Origin of the sequence: Nitrosomonas cryotolerans ATCC 49181, assembly GCF_900143275.1 — a bacterium.
Lineage (GTDB): Bacteria > Pseudomonadota > Gammaproteobacteria > Burkholderiales > Nitrosomonadaceae > Nitrosomonas > Nitrosomonas cryotolerans.
In genome coordinates this window covers 1004613-1026370 of the sequence record NZ_FSRO01000001.1, presented here as the reverse complement: position 1 = coordinate 1026370, position 21758 = coordinate 1004613, and the positions used below count along the sequence as shown (strand labels likewise).

Sequence of the window (21758 nt, the reverse complement as noted above, 5' to 3'; positions counted from 1 at the left end):
CCTGTTTGCCTTATTCTTGGAAGTGAGCATATTAGCAATTCTGATATATAATACAAAATAATATTATGTTAGATTATTATAATTAAAAGTTATTAGGTGGATATCATGAAACTACAGCAACTCCGTTTTTTATGTGAAATTGCTTATCAGGGTCTCAACTTATCCAAGGCGGCCAAGAAACTCCACACATCACAACCCGGGGTCAGCAAACAGATCCATCAACTTGAAGATGAGCTGGGAGTCGATATTTTTATACGCAACGGTAAGCGTATCGTTCAGATCACACAGCCCGGACAGATGATTATTAAAATTGCTGAGAGAATACTCCGTGACGCGGAAAACCTTAAAAAGGTGGGGCAGGAGTTTATTCATGAGGCGAATGGCACGCTGACTATTGCCACCACGCATACACAGGCGCGATACGCGTTACCGCCCGTTATCCAGCGTTTTACAGCACGCTATCCAAAGGTAAAGCTAATCCTGCGTCAAGGCAGCCCAACCCAGATATCCGCACTGGTCACTTCAGGCGAAGCAGATATTGCCATTGCAACTGAAGGCATTGAGCTCTTTCATGAGCTGGTCATGCTGCCATGCTATCAATGGAATCGTTGTGTAATCGCGCCTGCCAGACATCCATTACTCAAATTAAAAGAGTTGACGCTTGAGGCCATCAGTTTATATCCCATCATTACTTACGATCATGCCTTCACGGGTCGCTCAAAAGTAAATCAGGCATTTGAAGCTAAGGGGCTCACACCTAACGTGGTGCTTACTGCGATAGATGCAGACGTTATAAAAACCTATGTGGAATTAGGACTCGGGGTGGGTATCCTGGCCAAAATGGCCTTTGATTCCGCGCGTGATAAACAATTGAGATCTATCGATGCAAGCCACTTATTCGAACCCAGCACCACACGTATCGGCATCAGCCGGAACAGTTATCTTCGCGGATATACCTTTGATTTTATAGAGATGTTTGCACCTCATCTTAACCAAGACGCAGTTAAAGATGCAATAAAAAACGACCCAACAATCTAGCAAGATCAATCTATTACCTCATTATCATGCTCACTCGGTGCACAAGAACCTTAAAACGAAATCACGGATGAGTCAGTTTATATCATGTTTAAAAAATGCTTTAGGTACCATTTCCATTTCAATTCAACCGGATCAGAACACTAAGAGCATGATATCTTTGTCTAACCTTCGCCAATTTGATGGCATATTCTAATTGATCACGCTATCAAGAATTTCTATTCCTTAAACTAAAATTGATTCCGAGGCGCAAAACAATATGATATTGTGACTATGAATTTGCTACAACATTATTTTGAATTATTCACATGATAATGGGGTATAAAATGAAATTAATAATCGTGACATTATTAGTATTTTTGGTCATTGGCATCACTGTGCTGAATTCGGGTGCCTATAATATGGCTGCAACTGATAAACACTGGGCTATCACAGAAGACATAATCGAATGGGTACGTGATAGTTCAATTAAGGCACACGCAGAAAAGGTGGTAGTCCCATCATTGGACGATCCTGCCCTGATTCCCAGAGGAGCCGAACACTATCTTGATATGTGTGCTGGCTGTCATTCACAACCAGGCCAGGAACCCACCGAACTCGCATTGGGCCTTTATCCGCAGGCACCAGTGTTCCATTTACGAGAACAAATAACCAATCAGGAAGCAATACCAGAACGCGCCAAGGCTTACTTCTGGGTTATTAAGAATGGCTTGAAAATGACGGGAATGCCTGCCTGGGGGTTGAGTCATCAGGATGATGATATCTGGGCCATGACTGCTTTTGTTTTAGCAATGCACGGCATGACAGCTGAGCAATATCAGTTACTTGTTAATTCCAATACCGATCAGCACAATGAAAATAATGGTCATCATCACGGCAATGGCGATCATCACGGCAATGGCGATCATCATCATTAGAAGCGATATATTTTGCTCACTGTCGCCAGGTTGAATTTAAATAGCCGGTTATTAAGGGCTGCGCATAGTCATTCAGTCCCACAACCTGTCTGATTCTTAGCATTGCGTTGATTGCTTTGAGACTTTTGCAAAAGCCCTCGCCAGAAGTTTTTGACTATTGATTATAAAAGATTAATTTTTCAATTATTGAAGTTTTGTAAAGGCCTCGCTTTATGTACCAAAGGCCTGTAGCTAGTATATGGCCTGGCAAATTTTGGGCTTGCTATTGAAATAATAGCAAACCCAATCTTTCTAGAGAGATGACTGCATATTGTCTGATATATCACCCGATCTCATTGCAAATTACTATACTACGCATTATCAGGTTGGCACTGACTCTGATAGGATTATTCTACGCATTGATCAGCACTCTGAACCATTATCGCAATTATTCATCGCAACCAATACCGCCTGCGCAGCCTTTATCAGCGCATACAACCCATTTAGCCAACTCCGATCCACGGAAGACAATTTAATAGCACATACACAACTCCATCAACTATTATTTCAGCACCCCAAGCAAATTATTGAAGGTATGGGTATCGATCCATCCGGCACCTGGCCAGCGGAAAAGAGCTGGCTTGTCCTTGGATTGGACTTAGATACCGCCCAGACGATTGCACAACAATTTAACCAGAATGCAATCGTGTGGAGCAACATCAACGCCATTCCCAAGTTAATCCTGCTTCGCTGACAACGCCATTAGCCACTCAATATCAGATCCGATTGAATTCCTCCAGCAGAAAACAGCGCACTATCCAATCTCCGCCCGGAATAAAGTAGAAATGCTATACTTCCTGTCTTAACAATACCTTGTGAGGCAAGCATGAAGAAAATATTCACCCTTCTGACTCTGGTCATGTTTAGCTCTGGGATGACTGCTTTTGATGTAGAGGCAAAGCGCATGGGTGGCGGCAAAAATATTGGAAAACAACGTGAATCCGTTAATCAACAGGCGACTGCCAATCCAAAACAAGCGCCGGCCGCTACACCTGCGGCTACGCCACCGGCGAGTGGACTGAGCAAATGGGCAGGACCACTTGCAGGTTTAGCTGCGGGAGGATTACTGGCCGCACTCTTTATGGGTGGCGCTTTTGAAGGCATGAATATGATGGATATCGTAATACTCGTTGTTCTGATAGCGGCTATTTTCTTTATCATACGCATGATGCGTAAACCACATAAGGAATCACCCACACGCCCCATGCAGTTTTCTGGTTTAAATACAAATACTGACCCCAGTAACAGCGGCATCATGCCACCACCCCCCTCTTCCGCATCGGTGACAACACCCACTAAAGAGTCATTAACGCACACACATCATTCCGGAAATATCCCGGCTGATTTTCAGGTAGAACCTTTCTTGCGCCAAGCAAAAATATCATTCATTCGTTTGCAGGCAGCGCATGATACTGGCGATACCAATGATATTCGCGAATATACAACCCCTGAAATGTTTGCTGAAATCAGCATGCAGATCAATGAACGCACGCACAAAGTACAAAAAACAGAAATTATTTCGATTGATGCGGATTTACTGGATATTGAAACTACAGATGAATTAGCTGTTGCGAGCGTACGTTTTACTGGTCAGATACGAGAAACACCTGATGCTTTACCTGAAACATTTGATGAAATCTGGCATGTTCAAAAGGATTTAAAGGATAATACGGCCACTTGGTTACTCACTGGCATCCAACAAACCACCTAACCTGCTGAACCAACCCTGTAGTCAGGTCTGATACTCAAACAACCCAGCTTAATCATCGGAAAAACGATTCTAGCTGGGCCTTCATACTGATTGAGACTTTTGCAAAAGCCCCACCTTACTTTACCTCGTACAATTCTAAATAATGTAATTACGAAATTAAAAATATGAGATTCTTATAAAAACGCAAGGATTGCATATTTTTAATTTTTTCTATCGAGAGTTCGTTTTGAAAAATAAAACGGAGCAACAGCGCGCGTTTCATTGTTTATCTTTGCCTACCAGCACTATTGGTACAACAACATTTACCCGGCACAAGAAGCATATCTAAACAATCCTCTCATCACTAGTATTATTTAAAGCGGTTTGACATCCTCCCCTTCCTAAACGAAGGGGATTCCTAGCGACTTATTAAGCCGTTAAGAGTAGGTTTGTATTGCTACTGCCTACTGGTTCCTGCTTCTTAGACGAAACTAACGTTTCAACTCCACAGGCTAACAAGCGATGTCCTCGCTCAAGTACATTCAAGGCACCTACCAAGTCGGCATTGGCTTTAAATCCACATTCTGTACATTCAAAAGCACTTTGGCTTTTGCGATTGTCACGACTAACATGTTGACATCTAGGGCAGGTTTGAGAGGTGTATTGAGGGTTTACCTTCAATACATCCCCGCCTGAACAAGCCTGTTTATACTCCAAGAACGAAACGAACATTCCCCATCCTTGGTCAAAAATGGATTTGTTTAGACCCGATTTCGCTTTGACGTTTTTACCATGCTTTTCAACACTGCCCTTGGCACTCTTAGACATGTTTCCTATCTTTAAATTCTCAACTACGACCATTGCGTGATTTTTGCTGATTTCGGTTGAGGTTTTGTGTAAGAAGTCTAAACGAGCATTGGCAATACGCTCATGCAGTCGGGTAATGATTTGTTTCTGCTTTTTCCAGTTAGCAGAGAAACCGACTTTTTTAGACAGCTTACGCTGTTCAAAAGCCAGTTTCTTTGATAACTTTCTGAAACTGTTTAAAGGTTCTACGTATGAGCCGTCTGACAAGGTTGCAAAGCGGGTAACGCCCATATCAACACCAATCATACTGGTTGAGCTATGACGCTTTAGCTCGGTCTCGTACTCAGTCTGAATCGACACGTACCAATAACCGCCTTTACGGGAAATCGTCATATTTTTAACGTCACCAATGACTTGGCGTGAATTACGATATTTCACCCAACCGATTTTAGGCAAGAACACTTTGCTAGACTCTTGCTCCAGCTTAAATCCTTGTGGATAACGAAAGCTGTCACTCAAACCTTTTTTCTTGAATTTTGGAATCCGTTTTAAAGGCTGTTTCTTATCAAAACCGTCTTTGAACGCTTTTTCTAAGTTTTTTAAGGCTTGTTTCAACGGTTGAGAATGAACGGTTTTTAGAAATCCATAATCTTCTGAGGATTTCCATAGCTTTAGCCAAAATGACAACTCGTTGTACCAAAGCAATGGCTGTTTCTGCTCTAATCTGAACAGATTCATTGCTAAGGCTTTATTCCAAACAAACCGATTAGCACCCGCAAACTCAACCATCTTCTGTACTTGGTCAGAATTTGGATTGAATCGAGATTTAAAGGCTTTGCGTATAATCTGCTTCATGGTTATAATTATACAAAAAGGAATTGGTCTATGCAAGTTAATAACGATGTAAGAACAGTAAAACATTGCGTTTTTAATCTTCATGTTCATTTGGTCTTTGTAACAAAATACCGCAGAGATGTTTTCTCCGGAAGGGTATTAATTGATTTGGAAGAAATATTTAAAAATGTGTGTTTGGATTTTGAAGCAGAATTGGTGGAATTTAACGGTGAGCATGATCATATTCACCTTTTAGTTAACTATCCACCAAAAATTGCTATTTCTAACTTGGTAAATAGTTTGAAAGGCGTTTCAAGCCGACTTATTCGCAAAAAGAATTATCCCGAAATTAAAAATAAGCTTTGGGGTAATATGCTTTGGAGTCCAAGCTATTTTGCGGGTAGTTGTGGTGGAGCACCACTCTCGATTATTAAGCAATATATTGAACAACAGCAAAGACCGCATTAAACAGGCTTCGCCTGTGCGCTTATATCTCCGCCCTGAAGGACGAAGTTTTACGCGCTATTTGATAAATAGTTTTGAGAAAACCAACACAGCGACGATTTCATTGATTAAGCCATGCCACAACACAAAATAAGCACACAGCATCGATTCAAACAGATTACTATGTACTATGCACATACAATGAAACAAGGAGAATAATCATGGCTAAAGGACAACAGAGAAAAAATAAAGAAGCAAAAAAACCAAAGAAGGAAAAGGCACCTACCAAAAGTGCGCTATTTATTTAAATAGGAAATCTGGCTCAAGCATTCAACAAGAGGCAGGAACAAATATGAACAACCTGCTTCTTGGTTGTTAAAAACACAGATCACTATCCGTCTGAATTCAATAGAACCACATTCAATATACCAACATTTGTCGAAACCTTTGCAAAACCCCAATAGTTGAAAAATTAACCCTTTACAATCAATAGTAAAAAAATCTCTAGGGAGGGCTTTTGCAAAAGTCTCGTCAAGATCAATTAGGTCAATTCGGTTCCACTTATATCGCATCACATCACCTTAAGTAATCAATATATCGGGTAAATGGGAGATCTTAAAACATAAGGGATTCGGGGATTCGGGGATTCGGGGATTCGGGGATTCGGGGATTCGGGGATTCGGGGATTCGGGGATTCGGGGATTCGGGGATTCGGGGATTCGGGGATTCGGGGATTCGGGGATTCGGGGATTCGGGGATTCGGGGATTCGGGGATTCGGGGATTCGGGGATTTTTAAAATTAAACTAACAGGATGAAATTCCTCAGCTACTCCCGCCCCCCAAGGGAGCGGTCCATTGTTATCCTGATGCCTTTAAGTCAGTTAATATTCCTTATTCGTACTATCTTCCTTGTTCGCGTTATCACGATCGCTCAGAATATCCTGACTGGGAGGATACTGGCCTGGTTTGGGCTCACCACATCCCGCTAAAAATAATACCAAAATGACTGTAAAGAAGAGAGAATATTTCATAGTTCTTAATCTCCTATATTTGCATTTAAAAGGAATTACCAAGCATGTAAAAGAGTCTAGAAAAAAACCAGGACTCTTTTTCATCGAAAATAAAGGTACTGCAAGTGAGGTTACTTGTCAATAGATTGACTATCAATCAAAAAATTACTTCATAATTTATAGAAATCCGGCCGCAGCGATCCAGCTACTGAAACTGGCTTATTTTTCTGGATCGACACACCGTAGCGTAGCGGCTCACGTAAAAATACGACAATCTGTCACACACCAATAATCACTAAAGAACAAGCATGATAGAGCCATCTCTTTGATAGAATCGATCATCCGAGACCTTTGCAAAACCCCAATAGTTGAAAAATTAATACTTTATAATCGGCAGCATAAAATTTCTGGTGAGGACTTTTGCAAAAGTCTCCATCCATTAAAAATATCGTATTGTCTTCCAATAAAGCAAATTTTGTCCGCAAAACCGTATCCATATTATCCGGTATTCACCCATCCTCTTTGAGCACACACCAATCCAAAGCCTTTGACGGGACTGTCTCGTAATATACAATTAATCCGTTTTTAATCATATAATTAATTGATTATTATAGTATATTATACAATCATCTTAATTTTTGGCTATTTTGAGACAGGCCTTTAATGAGCTCACCCGCTGTTTTTATCATAGAAAAAAAACTATCAGAAGACCTATAAATCTTTCGTAGAACAATCAGCAGCTGAAATTACACTTAATTTCGTTTGACTCAACAACACGTTCTGAAAAACAACATTCTCTCTTCTTATTTTTTAACAAAATCCAAAATAAGGAATTCACTTATTCTATTTCCAGTGAATCATCACTAACATGAAAGCGTTTACGCTATTTATTTCATCGTTCCTAATCATTGAAGGTATACCATGAATATTTCCACAAATCGATACATCGGCACATGTGTGTACATATTGTTAGCCACCGGCCTTCTAGGAGGGCACACTGCTCATGCATCACTTACTGTCTGCAAGAGCGGATGTGACTACACAGATATTCAAGATGCCGTCACAGACGCATCAGATGGAGAAATTATCCAGATACAGCAGGGCATATTCACGGGCCCTGTCACCATTGAAAATAAAAACCTAACCCTCAGGGGCGCCGGGTCAGGTATGACGATCATTGATCGTGGACCATCCGTCAACTCGGATCCACCTCCCCCGACAATCGTAGTCAGTTGTACCCACAGTAATCATGAAATTAACATATCTAATGTCACGATTAGCGGCGAGGCACCCTTTCAGGGCTCCGGCGGCGGCGGCCTGGTTAACGAAAGCTGTAATGTCAAACTGGTGAATACCCTGATTACTAACAATGCCCGTAGAATAAACGGTAATAGCACCCATAACGGCATATGATGAAGAATATCTTTTTGCACGGGTAGATTCATTAGTGATGCAAAAGAAAACGACTACAGACCAGGCACAATCAACTCAAGAAAAATACACACCGCTCAATACCACCTGCCAGAAAATAAGATTTCAGCGCCAGAAGCTCGACTTGATAATCTTCGCCAGGCCATTCGATATCGACCAACAACTGGCTGAAATCTCATCCCCCTGATGATCATCCAAGACATCAACACATCGTCCAAGCTGAGAGACGAATCCTTGATCACGAAACGGGTGCTCACTGTCCAGAATAAGCCCATCAATACGCTACTTCAATGGCTAAGAGTTAAGCCTGCCCCAGAGTTGATTCATGATCGCGCCCAGGGTTAAGTAATGATTGGAGGCCTTTGCAAAACCCCAATAATTTAAAAATTAATTTTTTATAATCAATGGTGTAAAACTTATGACGAAGGTTTTTGCAAAAATCTCGATTGGTCTGATCAAACTAATCACTATGGATCGGTATTGTTTAGTAAAACAATACCGATTTCAGAACATTTACCTGCTGACATGATCTGGAATCGACACAGGTTAGCCACGTTTCTTTTTCCTGCTGCCGCACAGCCTATTAGTCGTGCGATGACCGGCCAGCCTCATTATTTTTTATAGCTTTCCCAAGGTATCCTACGCCTGTCTAACGCACAATCAAGGCAGAACGCAGCAGGTTCGCCGTTACTTGCCCACTGGTGTTACGTACATAATCCGTCATAATCGGAATAAACTGGCCCACCATCTCTGGCGCAAGATTGAGCTGCTGAAATGAGGTCGCTAGAGAAGCTGCGCTATTTAGGGTAGTACCAGCACCACCAATCATTGAGGAAACATGCTCACCCAAGCCTGGAATTGGACTCTGCATAACGGGCGCAGCGCCCAGCATCGCACTCATTCCTGGTAAGGATTGAGATAGTGTCGAGAAAGCCTGTGGAGTCATACTTGCTTGAGCCACCTGAAAAATCGCACCCGCTCCGCCCAGAGCCTGCTGTTGCGAAATACCCAGCTGCCGTGTAAGAATATCGGTCAAGCCAACCTGTCCTGTAGTTATACCGGTTGTTCCCGATGTAACGATCTGTCGGCCTGCCTGCGCTGTCTGCTCAACCGAAGCCAGACCTCTGTCCACCGATCCCAGAATATCATTACCCCCTCCATTTGACGCACAGCCCATCGTAATCAGGATCAGAGCGACCATACCAAATTCGAAATAATTCCGTTTTTTCATAACCATTCCTTTTTCGACCATCATTCATCATATCGGCCTGATCTTAACAACAATAAAATCAGGCCCCAATCAAACCCAATTCGAATTTGGGCACATATCCTGCGACAACCTTACTTGTGTATGATTCAAGCAGTTGGCGGAAATCAGTATTTTCAGGCGCTGACCTGCTACTGTCAGGTGGACAATTCATAATAAAACGGATTCAACGAGGTAAGGCAACAAGATTTATTCATGAGCACATCCCTATATGTTGATACCAGCATACACCTAGCAGCCCAGCCTGAAAGGAGTGCAACATAAAAGTTGCACTCCTTCTCTCCTAATGACTATCACCCTTACTTCGGTCCACATCAATCGGCGTAACCAGACTACCACGATTACCCCATGCATTCCTGATATAAGAGACTATTTGTGCAATTTCTCCATCACGAAAAATTTGTTGAAAGGGAGGCATTCCATAGGGTCGTGGATTCCCTGTCGTGGCAGGGGGATAGCCGCCATTCAAAACGATCCGAATCGTATTAAGCGGGGAACTCATCGTCACATTTCGGTTACCTGCCAGTGCTGGATAAATATTAGCTACACCTTCTCCGGAAGCGCCATGACAATCCTGACAATGTCGCTCATACAGTTTGCCACCTTTCTGTAGATACATTCGCAAATCTTCCGGTGCGATCTGCGTATTAATAGTGGACATACCACTCGTTTCATTTTTTGCAAGAGATTTAAGATAAACAGCCATTGCGCGAATATCTTGTTGAGACAAGTACTGAAGGCTTTGACGCGTGACTGTTCCCATTGGCCCTGAAAGTACTGCACTCTTTGATATGCCCGTTGCAAGCAATTCAGCGATTTCTTCAATTGACCAGTCATGGCTGCCTGCTTCCAGACGTGAAGTCAACGATGGGGCATACCAATTCGCCCCCATGATTTGCCCGCCCGTCAGAGTCTCATCCCGACTGGCTCCTAATAAATTACGGGAAGTGTGACATGCGTTACAGTGACCCAATCCCTGTACCAGGTAAGCGCCACGATTCCATTCTTCATCTTTAGATCTGTCAGGTTCATAGACCCCTTCTTTGAAATATAATGCCCGCCAGATATACAGAAGTGGTCTGAAGTCATACGGAAAATGAATATCACTCGGCGGATTCAGTTGAGAGATCGGTTGCAACGACCGTAAATAAGCAAAAATCGCATCGGCATCCTGCCGCGTTACTTTGGTATATTCCGTATATGGAAAGGCGGGATAGAGAAGCCGGCCATCACGTGACTTACCCTCATGGAGAGCTTGCCAAAAATCATCTTCATCCCAATCGCCGATACCCGTTCTTTTATCAGGCGTAATATTGGGAGTAACGAAAATTCCAAATGAGGTAGACAATCGACGCCCGCCCGCAAATGGCGGGCTGCCTTTAGCCGTATGGCATCCCATGCAGTTTCCGGCACGCGCAAGATAGGCCCCACGTTCTCGCTGTAGTTCAGGATCAACAGGGCCGGGTTCTTCAGTCAATGTATCGGCTATTACAGGCTTTGTGGCCAGCAACAGTATTAAAAGGATTCCTATAAAAAATAAGATAACAAACGGCCAGTCTCTCGTCACAGACGTAATAATCAAGCGCTTCATTTTATTGCACCTCCATTCTCCATAACAAGACTGCTGCAACGATGCATCAAATCAAGCGAAAGCCCGTTAGCTAAATCTGATTTCCCCAAGACCGGCTGAGTAGCTAACCATTTTGCCAGGGCATTGGTTTCCTCATCAGTCAATCGTTTAGCAATTTCTGACATACAATCAGCTACCTGTCCTCGCATCAATCCACCATTACGCCATCCTCCAAGTTGAGCCGTAATATAAGTGCGAGATAAACCCAACAAACCTGGGATAAAAGGCTCGCGACCCATTAATGTATGGCCATGACAGGCACGACAGGCAGGAATATCCCGCTTTGAATCCCCAGAATGAATAAGATCTTCTGCCAATTTAACTTCCGCAGGTTTCATACTGATTTGCTCCGGGGGCGGATAGGGCAGCTGCAGGGAGGCAAAATAACGGGCTATTTCCAACATATATTCATCTGACATGTTTTCTAGCAACATGGCCATGGGTTCATAGTAACGTCGGCCGTCTCTAAAATTACGTAATTGATTAAAAAGATATCCCTCTGGTTTACCCGCTATTCGAGGATAATAGATATCTTGACTTACTCTGTCTTCATCGCCATGACAGATCGTACACGCCTTAACACGCTCAGTCATCGTATCAGGCACTTCAGCCGATGTAACCCCAGCAGCATTTGCCACGAATGCCATAAGAAAAAACAGGATCGCAATAAAATGCATCATTTAATTATTTCTCCAGATTAATCTATTTCCTATATCTTTTTAATTCTCTGACTGCGTTTATAAGGCAAAATTATTCATTTGCAGCTTCGGATTTTTTCGATGGAAAAATTATATTGGCCGCTTTCGTCCTTTAAGACACCTAGCAAAGAACGGGCACAAATAATTCATAAACATCAAAAACTATAAAACAACTTGAAATACCGGTCAAATTGATACCCGAATCTACTCACCGCTCACATCAGGCTCAGATCAGAACCAATCGCCCCGATTCATTTCTCTACTCAATTACAGCAGCCTGGGAAATGGTTACCGACCGGATATCAGGCAGCCACTCGCACGCATTGATGGATCTCCACAGACAAATACTGGCTATTATCTGTATAACCTAAGCAACTCAAACAATCTGTCATACGTATCATGCCGTCATTTTCTGTGCAATCCTCGTCACATCCTCACCTTAAAAAGGTGCGATTATCAGTTCATTCCCGGATGGCTGGCGATGGCCATCCGCACCGGCCAGTGTACTTGCACCATAAGGCGTGCCACTCGTGATTTCTTTCATACTCAGCAATACCGTACGGAAATAGAACACACCAACACGTAACCATGCCTTGATGAAACAAGGTACTGTAAAAGGGGGTTATCGTGGTTTCCTGCCCGCCATTTCCAAGAATCAATCGTGGATTCATATGAATTCGAGATTTATTTTCGACAATGCATTCGGCACATCCTATTTTCAGGATGACTTGACATACCGTAACTGTTTCTGTAGTTTGCACATCTGTTTCAGGTGTCCTTTTAGCTTATGCTTCAAGGATGAAACGGGAAGCTGGTGCACTCTGACATTAACCAGGGTCATTCCAGCACTGCCCCCGCAACGGTAAATGAGCTAAGGATTTGTATTATGCCACTGTGTTCTTAACACGGGAAGGCACGAATCCGGGAATAATCCCACTCATGAGTCCGGAGACCGGCCTGAAGCCATACTACAGTACAGTATTGCGGCGGGCAATGCACGGGCATGCAAATTGGTTGATCTCCAACCCAGGAAACTCTTTCTGTTGGTTCCTAAGCGCCTCCGCAAAACATCACTCACAACCTGATTATCGCGCGGGTGTGCGCGGAGGAAAAACACAATGCAAAAATGCTGCCTGCCGGCAATAGCTATGCTATGGCTGAGCACAGCCACTGCCTTATTCGCTGAAAACATCGATCGTCAGGAAAAACCGATTACGGTTACGGCGACACGAACAACCCAGACCGCAAATGAAGCACTTGCTGCAATGACCGTTATTTCACGCAAGGATATTGAACGCCAGCAAGCACGCTCCATTCAGGATTTATTACGAGGGGTACCTGGCGTCAATATCATCAATAATGGGGGCATGGGCAAAGCAACGTCTATCAATATGCGCGGCACCGAATCCGATCATGTGCTGGTCCTGATTGATGGGATTAAGGTTGGATCAGCCACATCAGGTACAACTTCATTCCAGAATATACCCATTGATCAAATTGAACGTATCGAAATTGTGCGCGGACCACGTTCAAGTCTGTATGGCTCTGAAGCCATTGGAGGTGTGATCCAGATATTTACCCGTAAGGGTGGCCGCGGGCTCAAACCAAATTTGAGTTTTGGTGGCGGCAGTTATCAAACTTTTAATGGCTCAGTGGGGCTTTCCGGCGGCAATGGTCCTGGCTGGTTTAACCTTAACGCAAGTGGCATGACTACCCGGGGATTTAATTCCTGTACCGGCAAACCCTCGCCGGGTGGCGCGGGCTGTTTCACGAACGAACAATCTGACCGAGATGGTTATCGTAATATAGCCGGCAGCCTGCGCGCAGGTTATCGATTTGAAAATGGACTGGATATTGAAACCAATTTTCTACATTCGGATGGAAAAACTGAATTTGATGGCACCTTTGTCAATAATTCGGAAATCATCCAGCAAGTATTGGGAGGCACTGCGCGCTACTCTCCGATCGATATCTGGCGAATCAGTTTAACTGCCGGTCGTAGTCGCGAGGATTCGGATAATTTCTTTCGTGATGCCCTCGAGAATACCTTTAAAAGCCGATTCAATACGCAACGTGATACCGTTTCCCTGCTAAATGACATCGTCTTTACCCAGACTCAACTGTTAACACTGGGTTTTGACTATCAGAACGATCAGATTAACAGTACTGAAGATTTTGCAATCACCTCACGTAACAATTTTGGCGTTTTTGCACAACATCAGGCATCGCTGGCAGCACATGACTTGCAGTTATCCTTGCGCCACGATGATAATGAACAATTCGGCAGCCGTGTAACCGGCGGGGCCGCCTGGGGGTATGCACTGAATGAAAGACTGCGCTTAACCGCCAGTTTTGGCAGCGCTTACAAAGCGCCCACCTTTAATGAACTTTACTTTCCAAATTTTGGGAATGCCCGTCTTCAACCTGAAGAATCGCGTAGTTACGAGTTAGGCGCCAATGGTCAGACTGACTGGGGAAATTGGTCACTTCATGTTTATGAAACCCACATCGATGACTTAATTGCTTTTGATGCCAGCACCCGTGCACCTGCCAATATCGATCAGGCACGCATTCGTGGCCTGGAAGGCGTACTGAATACGCAGATCAAGGGCTGGCATCTCAATGCCAATCTCACTTTACTGAATCCTGAGAACAATGCATCCGGTGCGAACAACGGCAATACATTACCACGACGTGCCCAGGAATCCATTCGTTTTGATGCTCATCGCGCGATTGGCAAGTTTACGCTGGGCGGGATGCTGCTTGTAGAAGGCGAGCGCTATGACGATCTGGCAAACACACGCAAGCTTGAGAGCTATGTCAAGCTGGATCTACGCGTTGAGTATGCTTTTAATCAGAGCTGGCGCATACAAGGGCGCCTGGAAAATCTATTCGATAAGCATTATGAAACAGCTGCATTTTTCAATCAACCCGGACGAAATTTTTTCGCAACACTACGATATCAACCCTAACCCTCTATAAAGGAACATAATATGTTAGCATTGTCTACGCGGAATCAGATAATGTGTGGTTTTGCACTCATCTTGCTGATCATAATCACGCGGGGTCATCATTTCAATTGGCTGCATAACCTGCCAAGTGCTTCTTGGGCCACATTCTTTCTGGCCGGTCTCTATCTTCGTTCACCCTGGCCATTACCGGGATTCTTTGTACTAACCTGGATTCTGGATTTTACAGCTTATTATGGAGGTAGCGCGAGCGGTTCCTGCCTAACACCCGCCTATCTTTTTCTGCTGCCCGCTTATAGCTCACTGTGGCTGGCCGGACGCTGGTATGCAAATCAATATCAATTTGCATGGCGAACGTTGCTACCATTGTCGCTTAGCCTGGTGATCGGTACGATAATTTGTAAAATATTTTCCAGTGGCGGGTTCTATTTCTTTTCCGGTCGCTTTGAAGAAAAAACCTTCGTTGAATTTGCAGAGAGATTAATGAGATACTTTCCACTTTTCTTTGAATCATTCTTATTCTATATTGGTATTGCAATTATAGTACACGGCATATTTGTATTAGGAAATAAATTATTGAATCCGTATAGCGCTACAATGGAACAATAATATGTACAAATTCGGCTATAAGCAATCACCAACGTATCCCTGCTTTTTGAGAGTGGCCAATATTTTTGGCTTCCCTATGTTATTAATTCCCGCAATCTATAAAGGAGTTACCTATGCTCACATTATCTACCCGAAATCAGGTTACTATTGGCCTCATGCTGGCACTGCTCATGATTATCACGCGCGGTCATCATTTCGCTTCACTGCATAGCCTGCCAGGCGCTTCATGGGTCATATTCTTTCTCGCTGGCGTGTATCTTCGCCCAGTCGGATCATTATTCATATTCTTTGCATTAAGCTGGTGGTTGGACTTTGCTGCTTACACCTGGGGCGGCACTAGTGGCTTTTGTCTCACGCCGGCCTATATCTTTCTGTTACCCGCTTACAGCTCACTGTGGCTGGCTGGACGCTGGTATGCAAATCAACATCAAATGGAATGGCGCACACTCATCCCTTTTTCACTCAGTATTGTGGCAGGTTTAACCTTCTGCGAGCTATTTTCCAGTGGTGGATTCTATTTCTTTTCCGGGCGCTTTGAAGAGACCACTCTGATTGAATTCGGGCAACGTCTGATCGCATACTTCCCGCTTTATATCGAGTCATTCCTATTTTATATTGGCATTGTTGTCGCTATACATACCGCATGCACATTGATACATCATCAATTCAACCCACACAAAACCACGGCCGGATAACGACATGGACAAGCCTGATCGTGAGCAACGCCACCGCCATCGTATGCAGCGTAAAAAAGAAGTGGTGGATAAAGCCATTGCACGTGCAGATAAAGAGCAGGGATTACTGCTGATACTGACAGGTAATGGCAAAGGTAAATCCAGCTCTGCCTTTGGCATGGTTGCCCGTGCCTTGGGTCATGGCATGCAGGCTGGCGTCGCACAATTTATTAAAGGTCGTTCGGATACCGGCGAAGAAGCCTTTTTCCGACGTCAGGATGGCGTAACCTGGCATGTCCTGGGTGAAGGATTCACCTGGGAAACACAAAACCTGGCACGTGATATCGAAACAGCGCAACGCGGCTGGGCGATCGTGCGGGCAATGTTACAGGACCCGTCTCTTCATCTCGTTGTGCTCGATGAATTGACTTATCCGCTTAAGTTTGGCTGGCTGGATTTAACGACCATACTAAATGACCTGAAAAATCGGCCACCTATGCAACATGTCGTTATTACTGGACGCGCCGCTCCTGAAGCACTGTGTGAAGCAGCCGATACCGTAACGGAAATGCAGGACAGCAAGCACGCTTTTAGAGCAGGGATCACAGCGCAAAAAGGAATTGATTTGTGAAGTATTGCCCTGCCCTGTTGGTAGCTGCCCCCGCTTCCGGGCAGGGCAAAACAACGATTACCGCTGCGCTGGCAAGATTACATCGTAATCAGGGTCGACGGGTGCATGTTTTCAAAACGGGGCCGGATTTTCTGGATCCAATGATACTGGAACGCGCATCCGGCAATCCAGTCTATCAACTGGATTTATGGATGGGCGGCCAGTCACATTGTCGACAGCTTTTATATCAGGCGGCCACTCAAGCGGACCTGATTTTGATTGAAGGCGTTATGGGTCTCTATGACGGACAGCCCTCTAGTGCCGATCTCGCCATCCTGTTTAACATTCCGGTAGTAGCCGTCATTGATGCCACCGCCATGGCTCAGACATGGGGTGCTGTCGCACACGGATTAGCAAGCTATCAGGCCGGACTCACTGTTTTCGGTGTATTCGCTAATCAGGTCGCAAGCCCCGCACATATTGCGATGGTGAAAGAAAGTCTGCCATCAAACCTGTCATGGCTGGGCGCATTATCACGCAATGAAAAATTTCCATTACCCAGCCGTCATCTAGGACTGGTTCAAGCAAATGAAATTGACGATATCGATCAGCGTTTAAATGCGCTTGCAGAACACCTTGCTCAAACACCACTGAGTATCTTACCCCCAGCTGTGGGTTTTACTCCGCCTGATATTGCTTTCACTCAACGCACGCTGATTCCACAAACACTTAAGGGCATACGCATTGCGATAGCGCGGGATAAAGCCTTTTCTTTTATTTACCACGCCAATCTGGATTTATTACAGGCAATGGGAGCAGAACTGATATTCTTCTCTCCACTTGCAGACACCATGCTGCCGGAAGTGGATAGTCTCTATTTACCGAGTGGCTATCCCGAGTTGCATCTGCAGGCACTGCAGGATAACACCGCCATGCACCATGCAATTCGTGATCATCACGCGGCCAGCAAACCGATTGTCGCTGAATGTGGTGGCATGCTCTATTTACTGACCACACTCACAAATAGCAAAGGACAAATAGCAAATATGGTTGGTATTCTTCAGGGTCAGGCGGTCATGCAAACTCGCTTGGTTAACCTGGGTCTTCATTCTGCCCCATTCCCAAACGGGGAACTACGGGGTCATACCTTCCATTATTCTCGATTAGAAATATCGGCTGAATGTTCCGCGCTGACTCGGCCAACACGAAAAGAACTCCGATCAGAACCGCTATTTTGCAAGGATAAACTGACTGCCTCATATATCCACTGGTATCTGCCATCAAACCCGACCGTAGCCGCAGGATTATTTTTACCATGAAGAATAATCATCGCTTTAGCAAATCTGCACGCGCAGCCGTTTACCGCGTTATTAAGGAACGACGTGATATGCGCCACTTCCGGCCAGACCCAGTTGATCCGGCCACACTCAATCGTATTCTGGAAGCAGCCCATCATGCCCCCAGTGTCGGTCTAATGCAGCCCTGGCGATTTATACGTATTACTGAGCCCGATCTACGCACAGCCATTACCACACTGGTAGAAGAAGAGCGAATCCAGACCGCCGCCGCATTAGCTGAACGAAGTGATGAATTTATGCGTCTCAAGATAGAGGGTATCCGGGAATGCGGGGAGCTACTGGTTGCGGCATTGAGCGACAAACGTGAACAGCATATTTTTGGCAGACGCACTTTACCTGAGATGGATCTGGCTTCCGTCGCCTGCGCCATTCAGAACCTCTGGCTGGCAGCGCGTGCCGAAGGACTGGGAATGGGTTGGGTTTCTTTGTTTGATCCCGTACAACTTGCCCAGTTGCTGATGATGCCCGCCGGCAGTAAACCGATTGCTATTTTATGCCTCGGACATGTGGAAGCCTTTTATCCTGCACCCATGTTGATACGTGAAAATTGGGCACAAGCACACCCCTTACAAGATTTATTATTTCATAATACCTGGGGTTGCACGCAATCATCAACATAAACAATCGATTCGTTTCATGATGACAATAACCTTGGCTATTTGCATAGCACTGGCACTGGATGCATGGTTAGGCGAACCACGCCGCTTCCATCCGCTGGTTGGATTCGGTCATCTTACGCGCATCATAGAGCAGCATCTTTATCTTGATTCAACTGTACGCGGCCTACTCGCTTTATTGCTATTGCTGATTCCTTTTACTCTGCTCGTCACATGGATACACCGGCTTCCCGGGCATTTTATAATTGATGTGCTCATTCTTTATCTCGCCATCGGCTGGCATAGTCTCAGTATCCACGCCAAAAGAGTACAAAATGCATTATTGGCAGACGATCTGAACGCAGCACGCCATCAGGTGAGCTTAATCCTCAGCCGTGATACAACTACGCTCGATCATACCGCGATAACTCAGGGAACCATTGAATCTGTATTAGAAAATGGCAATGATGCTATTTTTGGCGTCTTATTCTGGTTTGCGGTCGCGGGCGCACCGGGGGCGCTTATTTATCGTCTGGTCAACACATTGGATGCCATGTGGGGCTACCGCAATACCCGTTACCGCCATTTCGGCTGGGCTGCTGCACGCTTTGATGATTTATTGAACTTGATACCAGCACGACTGACTGCTCTCAGTTATGCGTTGACTGGAGAGATACGCAGCGCTTTCATCTGCTGGCAGGCTCAAGGTGCCACGTGGAAAAGCCCTAATGCCGGACCTGTGATGGCTGCAGGCGCGGGCAGCCTTGAAATATCATTAGGTGGCCCCGCTTACTATCACGGTGCGCTCGAATTCCGCCCAATGTTAGGGACAGGACGCATACCCGAACCCGGTGATATCGATCGCGCACTGGGATTAATAAAACGCTCACTTTTGCTCTGGTTATTTGTTTTGTGTATAGGAGAATGGCTTGTCAAGTTTATTATCACAGCCTGATCAACAAGGGATATTACATCACGGTGGCCGCTTGCGAACGGCCGCTATACGGTACGCAATTCCACTTGGAGACTGGCTGGATCTATCCACCGGCATCAACCCTAATGGATGGCCGGTTAAGGCCATGCCAGCATCCATCTGGGCACGACTGCCGGAAGATGAGGATGAGTTAAGCGCCATTGCAGGTTATTACTATGGTACTGATTCGCTCTTACCCGTTGCCGGATCACAGGCAGCCATTCAGGCACTACCGCAATTGCGCAAACCATCACGCGTCAGTGTACTTAATCCAGGCTATGCCGAGCATGCACATGCCTGGCAACGCGCGAATCATAGTGTATCAGCGGTAACACCACAGCAAATTGAAAGCACCCTGGCCGCGACTGATGTGCTGGTTATTATTCATCCCAATAATCCTACAGGTGATACTTTTCCGATGGAAACAATACTTGCCTGGCACGCACATCTTGCCCGTCGCGGCGGCTGGCTGGTGGTAGATGAAGCATTCATTGACGCCACGCCTGAGCACAGTATCGTATCGCGAACCACCTCTCCGGGCCTCATTGTATTACGTTCATTAGGTAAGTTCTTTGGACTGGCGGGTGCACGGGTTGGTTTTGTATGTGCACAGGCTGAGTTGCTATCACAACTCAACGCCTTGCTCGGTCCCTGGACAATCAGCACACCTGCACGCTGGGTTGCCATCCAGGCACTACAGGACGAAACCTGGCAGAAAACGACCCGCCAGTATCTGATTCAACAAAGCCGGCGATTACAAACATTGCTTGCCCAGCATCATCTCTCCCCGGATGGTGGCTGCGCCTTCTTTCAATGGGTGCAGTCACCGGATGCACAATCTATTCACGACAAACTGGCACAGCAGGGCATTCTAACTCGCTGTTTCGAACACCCTTCTAGCCTGCGCTTTGGCTTGCCAAGAACAGAAACTGACTGGCGGCGATTAGATAAGGCACTCGTGAATTTGACTGCTCCCCTCCGTAAACGAAGGGGATTCCCAATTCAACGAATCCAACCCGGACGCACCTAAATGCAAACAGGACTTATAGATTCTCCAAGGGCTGACACCGCCAGTCCAGCGGCCAAAACATTACGCGCTGCGTTGATGTCTCGATCATGGATTGATCCGCATTCCGGACAAGTCCATTCACGCACATTCAAAGGCATCTTGTTTACGGTATGCCCACATCCCGAGCAGCGTTTGCTGCTTGGATACCATCGGTCAATACCTACAAGCTCTCGCCCGTACCACAGCGACTTGTATTCTAATTGCCGCACAAATTCACCCCATCCTGCATCGGAAATTGATTTTGCGAGGCAACGATTTTTCTTCATATTGCTAACAGCTAAAGACTCTACAGCTATCACTTGGTTTTCGTTCACTAGCCGTGTTGAGAGTTTATGTAGAAAGTCTTTACGAGCATCAGCAATTCCTGCATGTAGTCGCGCTACTTTCAGTCTGGCTTTTTGTCTATTGGCCGACCCTTTGCGCTTTTTAGATAGCTTGCGTTGCAGCTTAGCAAGCCTGGTTTCATTCTTTCGTAGCGTGTTAGGAGACGCAATCTTCTCGCCCGTAGAAAGAATAGCGAAGTGCGTTAATCCTAAGTCAATGCCGACTTTGCCGCTAACCCATGGCTTTCGCGCAACAGAGTCGTCGCAAAGCATAGAAACATGGTATCGACCCGCTGAGTCTTTAGAGACTGTTGCAATCGTTAGTTTTGTTGCCTTAGGAAGGGTGCGCGACCATCTGATATTCAGTGGATCTTTCATCTTCGCCAGTTTCAGAGACTTACCGTCCCACTTGAAGGCGCTGGACGTGTATTCAGCCGATTGCTTCTCATGCTTGCTTTTGAATGACGGGTATTTGGCTCGTTTGGCAAAGAAATTACCAAATGCCGTTTGCAGGTGGCGGAGAGATTGCTGCACAGGAACACTGGAAACTTTGTTCAGCCATTCAAATTCAGGCTCTTTTTTTAACTCGGTCAACAAAGAGGAGGTAGCATGATACCCGATTCTTCTTTTCTCGGTATACCAAGCATCAGAACGAACGCGCAACATGCGATTATAGACAAACCGAGCACACCCGAATGTTTGAGCCAGAATAGTTTCTTGCTCAAAAGTTGGGTAAAACCTGAATTTGTATGCGCGCTTAATTTCCATTAACACA

21 protein-coding genes and 1 riboswitch are annotated in these 21758 nt (G+C 45.2%); of the genes, 15 read left to right on the top strand and 6 right to left on the bottom strand.

Annotated elements, in window-relative coordinates:
- Positions 1-105: 105 nt before the first annotated feature.
- From cysB to BUQ89_RS04520, 4 genes are all read left to right on the top strand, one after another.
- Positions 106-1038: an HTH-type transcriptional regulator CysB gene (gene cysB / locus BUQ89_RS04535; protein WP_028461400.1), complete on the top strand. Its 933-nt coding sequence runs from the start codon at positions 106-108 to the stop codon at positions 1036-1038.
- Between the two features lie 323 nt (positions 1039-1361).
- Positions 1362-1952 carry a c-type cytochrome gene (locus tag BUQ89_RS04530; RefSeq protein WP_051537579.1) on the top strand — a complete coding sequence of 197 codons (591 nt, stop codon included), beginning with the start codon at positions 1362-1364 and terminating at the stop codon, positions 1950-1952.
- A gap of 310 nt (positions 1953-2262) precedes the next feature.
- On the top strand, positions 2263-2685 hold the full coding sequence (locus BUQ89_RS04525; RefSeq protein WP_245812897.1) for a DUF3293 domain-containing protein: 423 nt from the start codon (positions 2263-2265) through the stop codon (positions 2683-2685).
- A 132-nt stretch (positions 2686-2817) separates the two neighbouring features.
- Positions 2818-3702, top strand: a complete 885-nt coding sequence (locus tag BUQ89_RS04520; RefSeq protein WP_028461398.1) for a Tim44 domain-containing protein — start codon at positions 2818-2820, stop codon at positions 3700-3702.
- A gap of 408 nt (positions 3703-4110) precedes the next feature.
- On the opposite strand, the gene BUQ89_RS04515 is transcribed toward BUQ89_RS04520, so the two are convergent.
- A complete protein-coding gene (locus tag BUQ89_RS04515; RefSeq protein ID WP_074202509.1) occupies positions 4111-5343 on the bottom strand; it encodes an RNA-guided endonuclease InsQ/TnpB family protein in 1233 nt (410 codons plus the stop codon).
- Between the two features lie 30 nt (positions 5344-5373).
- Here BUQ89_RS04515 and tnpA point away from each other — a divergent pair, with 30 nt between their 5' ends.
- Positions 5374-5790, top strand: coding sequence for an IS200/IS605 family transposase (gene tnpA, locus BUQ89_RS04510; RefSeq protein WP_074202508.1), 417 nt, complete (start codon positions 5374-5376; stop codon positions 5788-5790).
- Between the two features lie 857 nt (positions 5791-6647).
- On the opposite strand, the gene BUQ89_RS13695 is transcribed toward tnpA, so the two are convergent.
- Entirely contained in the window at positions 6648-6797 is a 150-nt protein-coding gene (locus tag BUQ89_RS13695) for a hypothetical protein (RefSeq protein ID WP_177183623.1), read from the bottom strand.
- Positions 6798-7697: 900 nt separating this feature from the next.
- Between BUQ89_RS13695 and BUQ89_RS04500 the strand changes: the two genes are divergently transcribed.
- Both BUQ89_RS04500 and BUQ89_RS13895 read left to right on the top strand, forming a co-directional pair.
- Positions 7698-8189 carry a hypothetical protein gene (locus BUQ89_RS04500; RefSeq protein ID WP_028462561.1) on the top strand — a complete coding sequence of 164 codons (492 nt, stop codon included), beginning with the start codon at positions 7698-7700 and terminating at the stop codon, positions 8187-8189.
- A 34-nt stretch (positions 8190-8223) separates the two neighbouring features.
- On the top strand, positions 8224-8394 hold the full coding sequence (locus BUQ89_RS13895; protein ID WP_218612772.1) for a hypothetical protein: 171 nt from the start codon (positions 8224-8226) through the stop codon (positions 8392-8394).
- A 462-nt stretch (positions 8395-8856) separates the two neighbouring features.
- On the opposite strand, the gene BUQ89_RS04495 is transcribed toward BUQ89_RS13895, so the two are convergent.
- The 3 genes from BUQ89_RS04495 to BUQ89_RS04485 all read right to left on the bottom strand — a co-directional run bounded on the left by BUQ89_RS04495 (position 8857) and on the right by BUQ89_RS04485 (position 11784).
- Positions 8857-9438: a DUF2780 domain-containing protein gene (locus BUQ89_RS04495; RefSeq protein WP_028462562.1), complete on the bottom strand. Its 582-nt coding sequence runs from the start codon at positions 9436-9438 to the stop codon at positions 8857-8859.
- A gap of 319 nt (positions 9439-9757) precedes the next feature.
- Complete coding sequence (locus BUQ89_RS04490) at positions 9758-11065, bottom strand: c-type cytochrome (protein WP_028462563.1); 1308 nt, start codon at positions 11063-11065, stop codon at positions 9758-9760.
- Entirely contained in the window at positions 11062-11784 is a 723-nt protein-coding gene (locus tag BUQ89_RS04485) for a c-type cytochrome (protein WP_028462564.1), read from the bottom strand. The genes BUQ89_RS04490 and BUQ89_RS04485 overlap by 4 nt, the downstream gene beginning before the upstream one ends.
- Positions 11785-12556: 772 nt before the next feature.
- Positions 12557-12777, top strand: a riboswitch (cobalamin riboswitch).
- A 143-nt stretch (positions 12778-12920) separates the two neighbouring features.
- On the opposite strand from BUQ89_RS04485, the gene btuB reads away from it, so the two are divergent.
- From btuB to cobD, 8 genes are all read left to right on the top strand, one after another.
- Positions 12921-14774: a TonB-dependent vitamin B12 receptor gene (btuB, locus tag BUQ89_RS04480; RefSeq protein WP_028462565.1), complete on the top strand. Its 1854-nt coding sequence runs from the start codon at positions 12921-12923 to the stop codon at positions 14772-14774.
- 21 nt (positions 14775-14795) lie between these two features.
- Complete coding sequence (locus BUQ89_RS04475; RefSeq protein ID WP_028462566.1) at positions 14796-15380, top strand: hypothetical protein; 585 nt, start codon at positions 14796-14798, stop codon at positions 15378-15380.
- A 113-nt stretch (positions 15381-15493) separates the two neighbouring features.
- The gene (locus BUQ89_RS04470) at positions 15494-16075 is read left to right on the top strand and encodes a hypothetical protein (protein WP_028462567.1); all 582 of its coding nucleotides are present in this window, start codon (positions 15494-15496) and stop codon (positions 16073-16075) included.
- Between the two features lie 4 nt (positions 16076-16079).
- Entirely contained in the window at positions 16080-16685 is a 606-nt protein-coding gene (gene cobO, locus BUQ89_RS04465) for a cob(I)yrinic acid a,c-diamide adenosyltransferase (RefSeq protein WP_028462568.1), read from the top strand.
- Entirely contained in the window at positions 16682-17983 is a 1302-nt protein-coding gene (locus BUQ89_RS04460) for a cobyrinic acid a,c-diamide synthase CobB (RefSeq protein WP_036574286.1), read from the top strand. The genes cobO and BUQ89_RS04460 overlap by 4 nt, the downstream gene beginning before the upstream one ends.
- Positions 17980-18642 carry a 5,6-dimethylbenzimidazole synthase gene (gene bluB / locus BUQ89_RS04455; RefSeq protein ID WP_028462570.1) on the top strand — a complete coding sequence of 221 codons (663 nt, stop codon included), beginning with the start codon at positions 17980-17982 and terminating at the stop codon, positions 18640-18642. Before BUQ89_RS04460 ends, bluB begins: the two co-directional genes overlap by 4 nt.
- A gap of 16 nt (positions 18643-18658) precedes the next feature.
- Positions 18659-19573, top strand: coding sequence for an adenosylcobinamide-phosphate synthase CbiB (cbiB, locus tag BUQ89_RS04450; protein WP_177183625.1), 915 nt, complete (start codon positions 18659-18661; stop codon positions 19571-19573).
- The gene (gene cobD, locus BUQ89_RS04445; protein ID WP_245812896.1) at positions 19548-20621 is read left to right on the top strand and encodes a threonine-phosphate decarboxylase CobD; all 1074 of its coding nucleotides are present in this window, start codon (positions 19548-19550) and stop codon (positions 20619-20621) included. Before cbiB ends, cobD begins: the two co-directional genes overlap by 26 nt.
- Here the strand turns inward: cobD and tnpB are convergent.
- On the bottom strand, positions 20618-21751 hold the full coding sequence (tnpB, locus tag BUQ89_RS04440; protein ID WP_074202507.1) for an IS200/IS605 family element RNA-guided endonuclease TnpB: 1134 nt from the start codon (positions 21749-21751) through the stop codon (positions 20618-20620). The genes cobD and tnpB overlap by 4 nt on opposite strands.
- Between the last annotated feature and the right edge of the window lie 7 nt (positions 21752-21758).

Excerpts from the sequence above, each read along its gene's own strand:
- cysB (WP_028461400.1), top strand. The coding sequence starts at position 106 with ATGAAACTACAGCAACTCCGTTTTTTATGTGAAATTGCTTATCAGGGT.
- BUQ89_RS04530 (WP_051537579.1), top strand. The coding sequence starts at position 1,362 with ATGAAATTAATAATCGTGACATTATTAGTATTTTTGGTCATTGGCATC.
- BUQ89_RS04520 (WP_028461398.1), top strand. The coding sequence starts at position 2,818 with ATGAAGAAAATATTCACCCTTCTGACTCTGGTCATGTTTAGCTCTGGG.
- BUQ89_RS04515 (WP_074202509.1), bottom strand. The coding sequence starts at position 5,343 with ATGAAGCAGATTATACGCAAAGCCTTTAAATCTCGATTCAATCCAAAT.
- tnpA (WP_074202508.1), top strand. The coding sequence starts at position 5,374 with ATGCAAGTTAATAACGATGTAAGAACAGTAAAACATTGCGTTTTTAAT.
- BUQ89_RS13695 (WP_177183623.1), bottom strand. The coding sequence starts at position 6,797 with ATGAAATATTCTCTCTTCTTTACAGTCATTTTGGTATTATTTTTAGCG.
- BUQ89_RS04500 (WP_028462561.1), top strand. The coding sequence starts at position 7,698 with ATGAATATTTCCACAAATCGATACATCGGCACATGTGTGTACATATTG.
- BUQ89_RS04495 (WP_028462562.1), bottom strand. The coding sequence starts at position 9,438 with ATGAAAAAACGGAATTATTTCGAATTTGGTATGGTCGCTCTGATCCTG.
- BUQ89_RS04490 (WP_028462563.1), bottom strand. The coding sequence starts at position 11,065 with ATGAAGCGCTTGATTATTACGTCTGTGACGAGAGACTGGCCGTTTGTT.
- BUQ89_RS04485 (WP_028462564.1), bottom strand. The coding sequence starts at position 11,784 with ATGATGCATTTTATTGCGATCCTGTTTTTTCTTATGGCATTCGTGGCA.
- btuB (WP_028462565.1), top strand. The coding sequence starts at position 12,921 with ATGCAAAAATGCTGCCTGCCGGCAATAGCTATGCTATGGCTGAGCACA.
- BUQ89_RS04475 (WP_028462566.1), top strand. The coding sequence starts at position 14,796 with ATGTTAGCATTGTCTACGCGGAATCAGATAATGTGTGGTTTTGCACTC.
- BUQ89_RS04470 (WP_028462567.1), top strand. The coding sequence starts at position 15,494 with ATGCTCACATTATCTACCCGAAATCAGGTTACTATTGGCCTCATGCTG.
- cobO (WP_028462568.1), top strand. The coding sequence starts at position 16,080 with ATGGACAAGCCTGATCGTGAGCAACGCCACCGCCATCGTATGCAGCGT.
- bluB (WP_028462570.1), top strand. The coding sequence starts at position 17,980 with ATGAAGAATAATCATCGCTTTAGCAAATCTGCACGCGCAGCCGTTTAC.
- cbiB (WP_177183625.1), top strand. The coding sequence starts at position 18,659 with ATGATGACAATAACCTTGGCTATTTGCATAGCACTGGCACTGGATGCA.
- tnpB (WP_074202507.1), bottom strand. The coding sequence starts at position 21,751 with ATGGAAATTAAGCGCGCATACAAATTCAGGTTTTACCCAACTTTTGAG.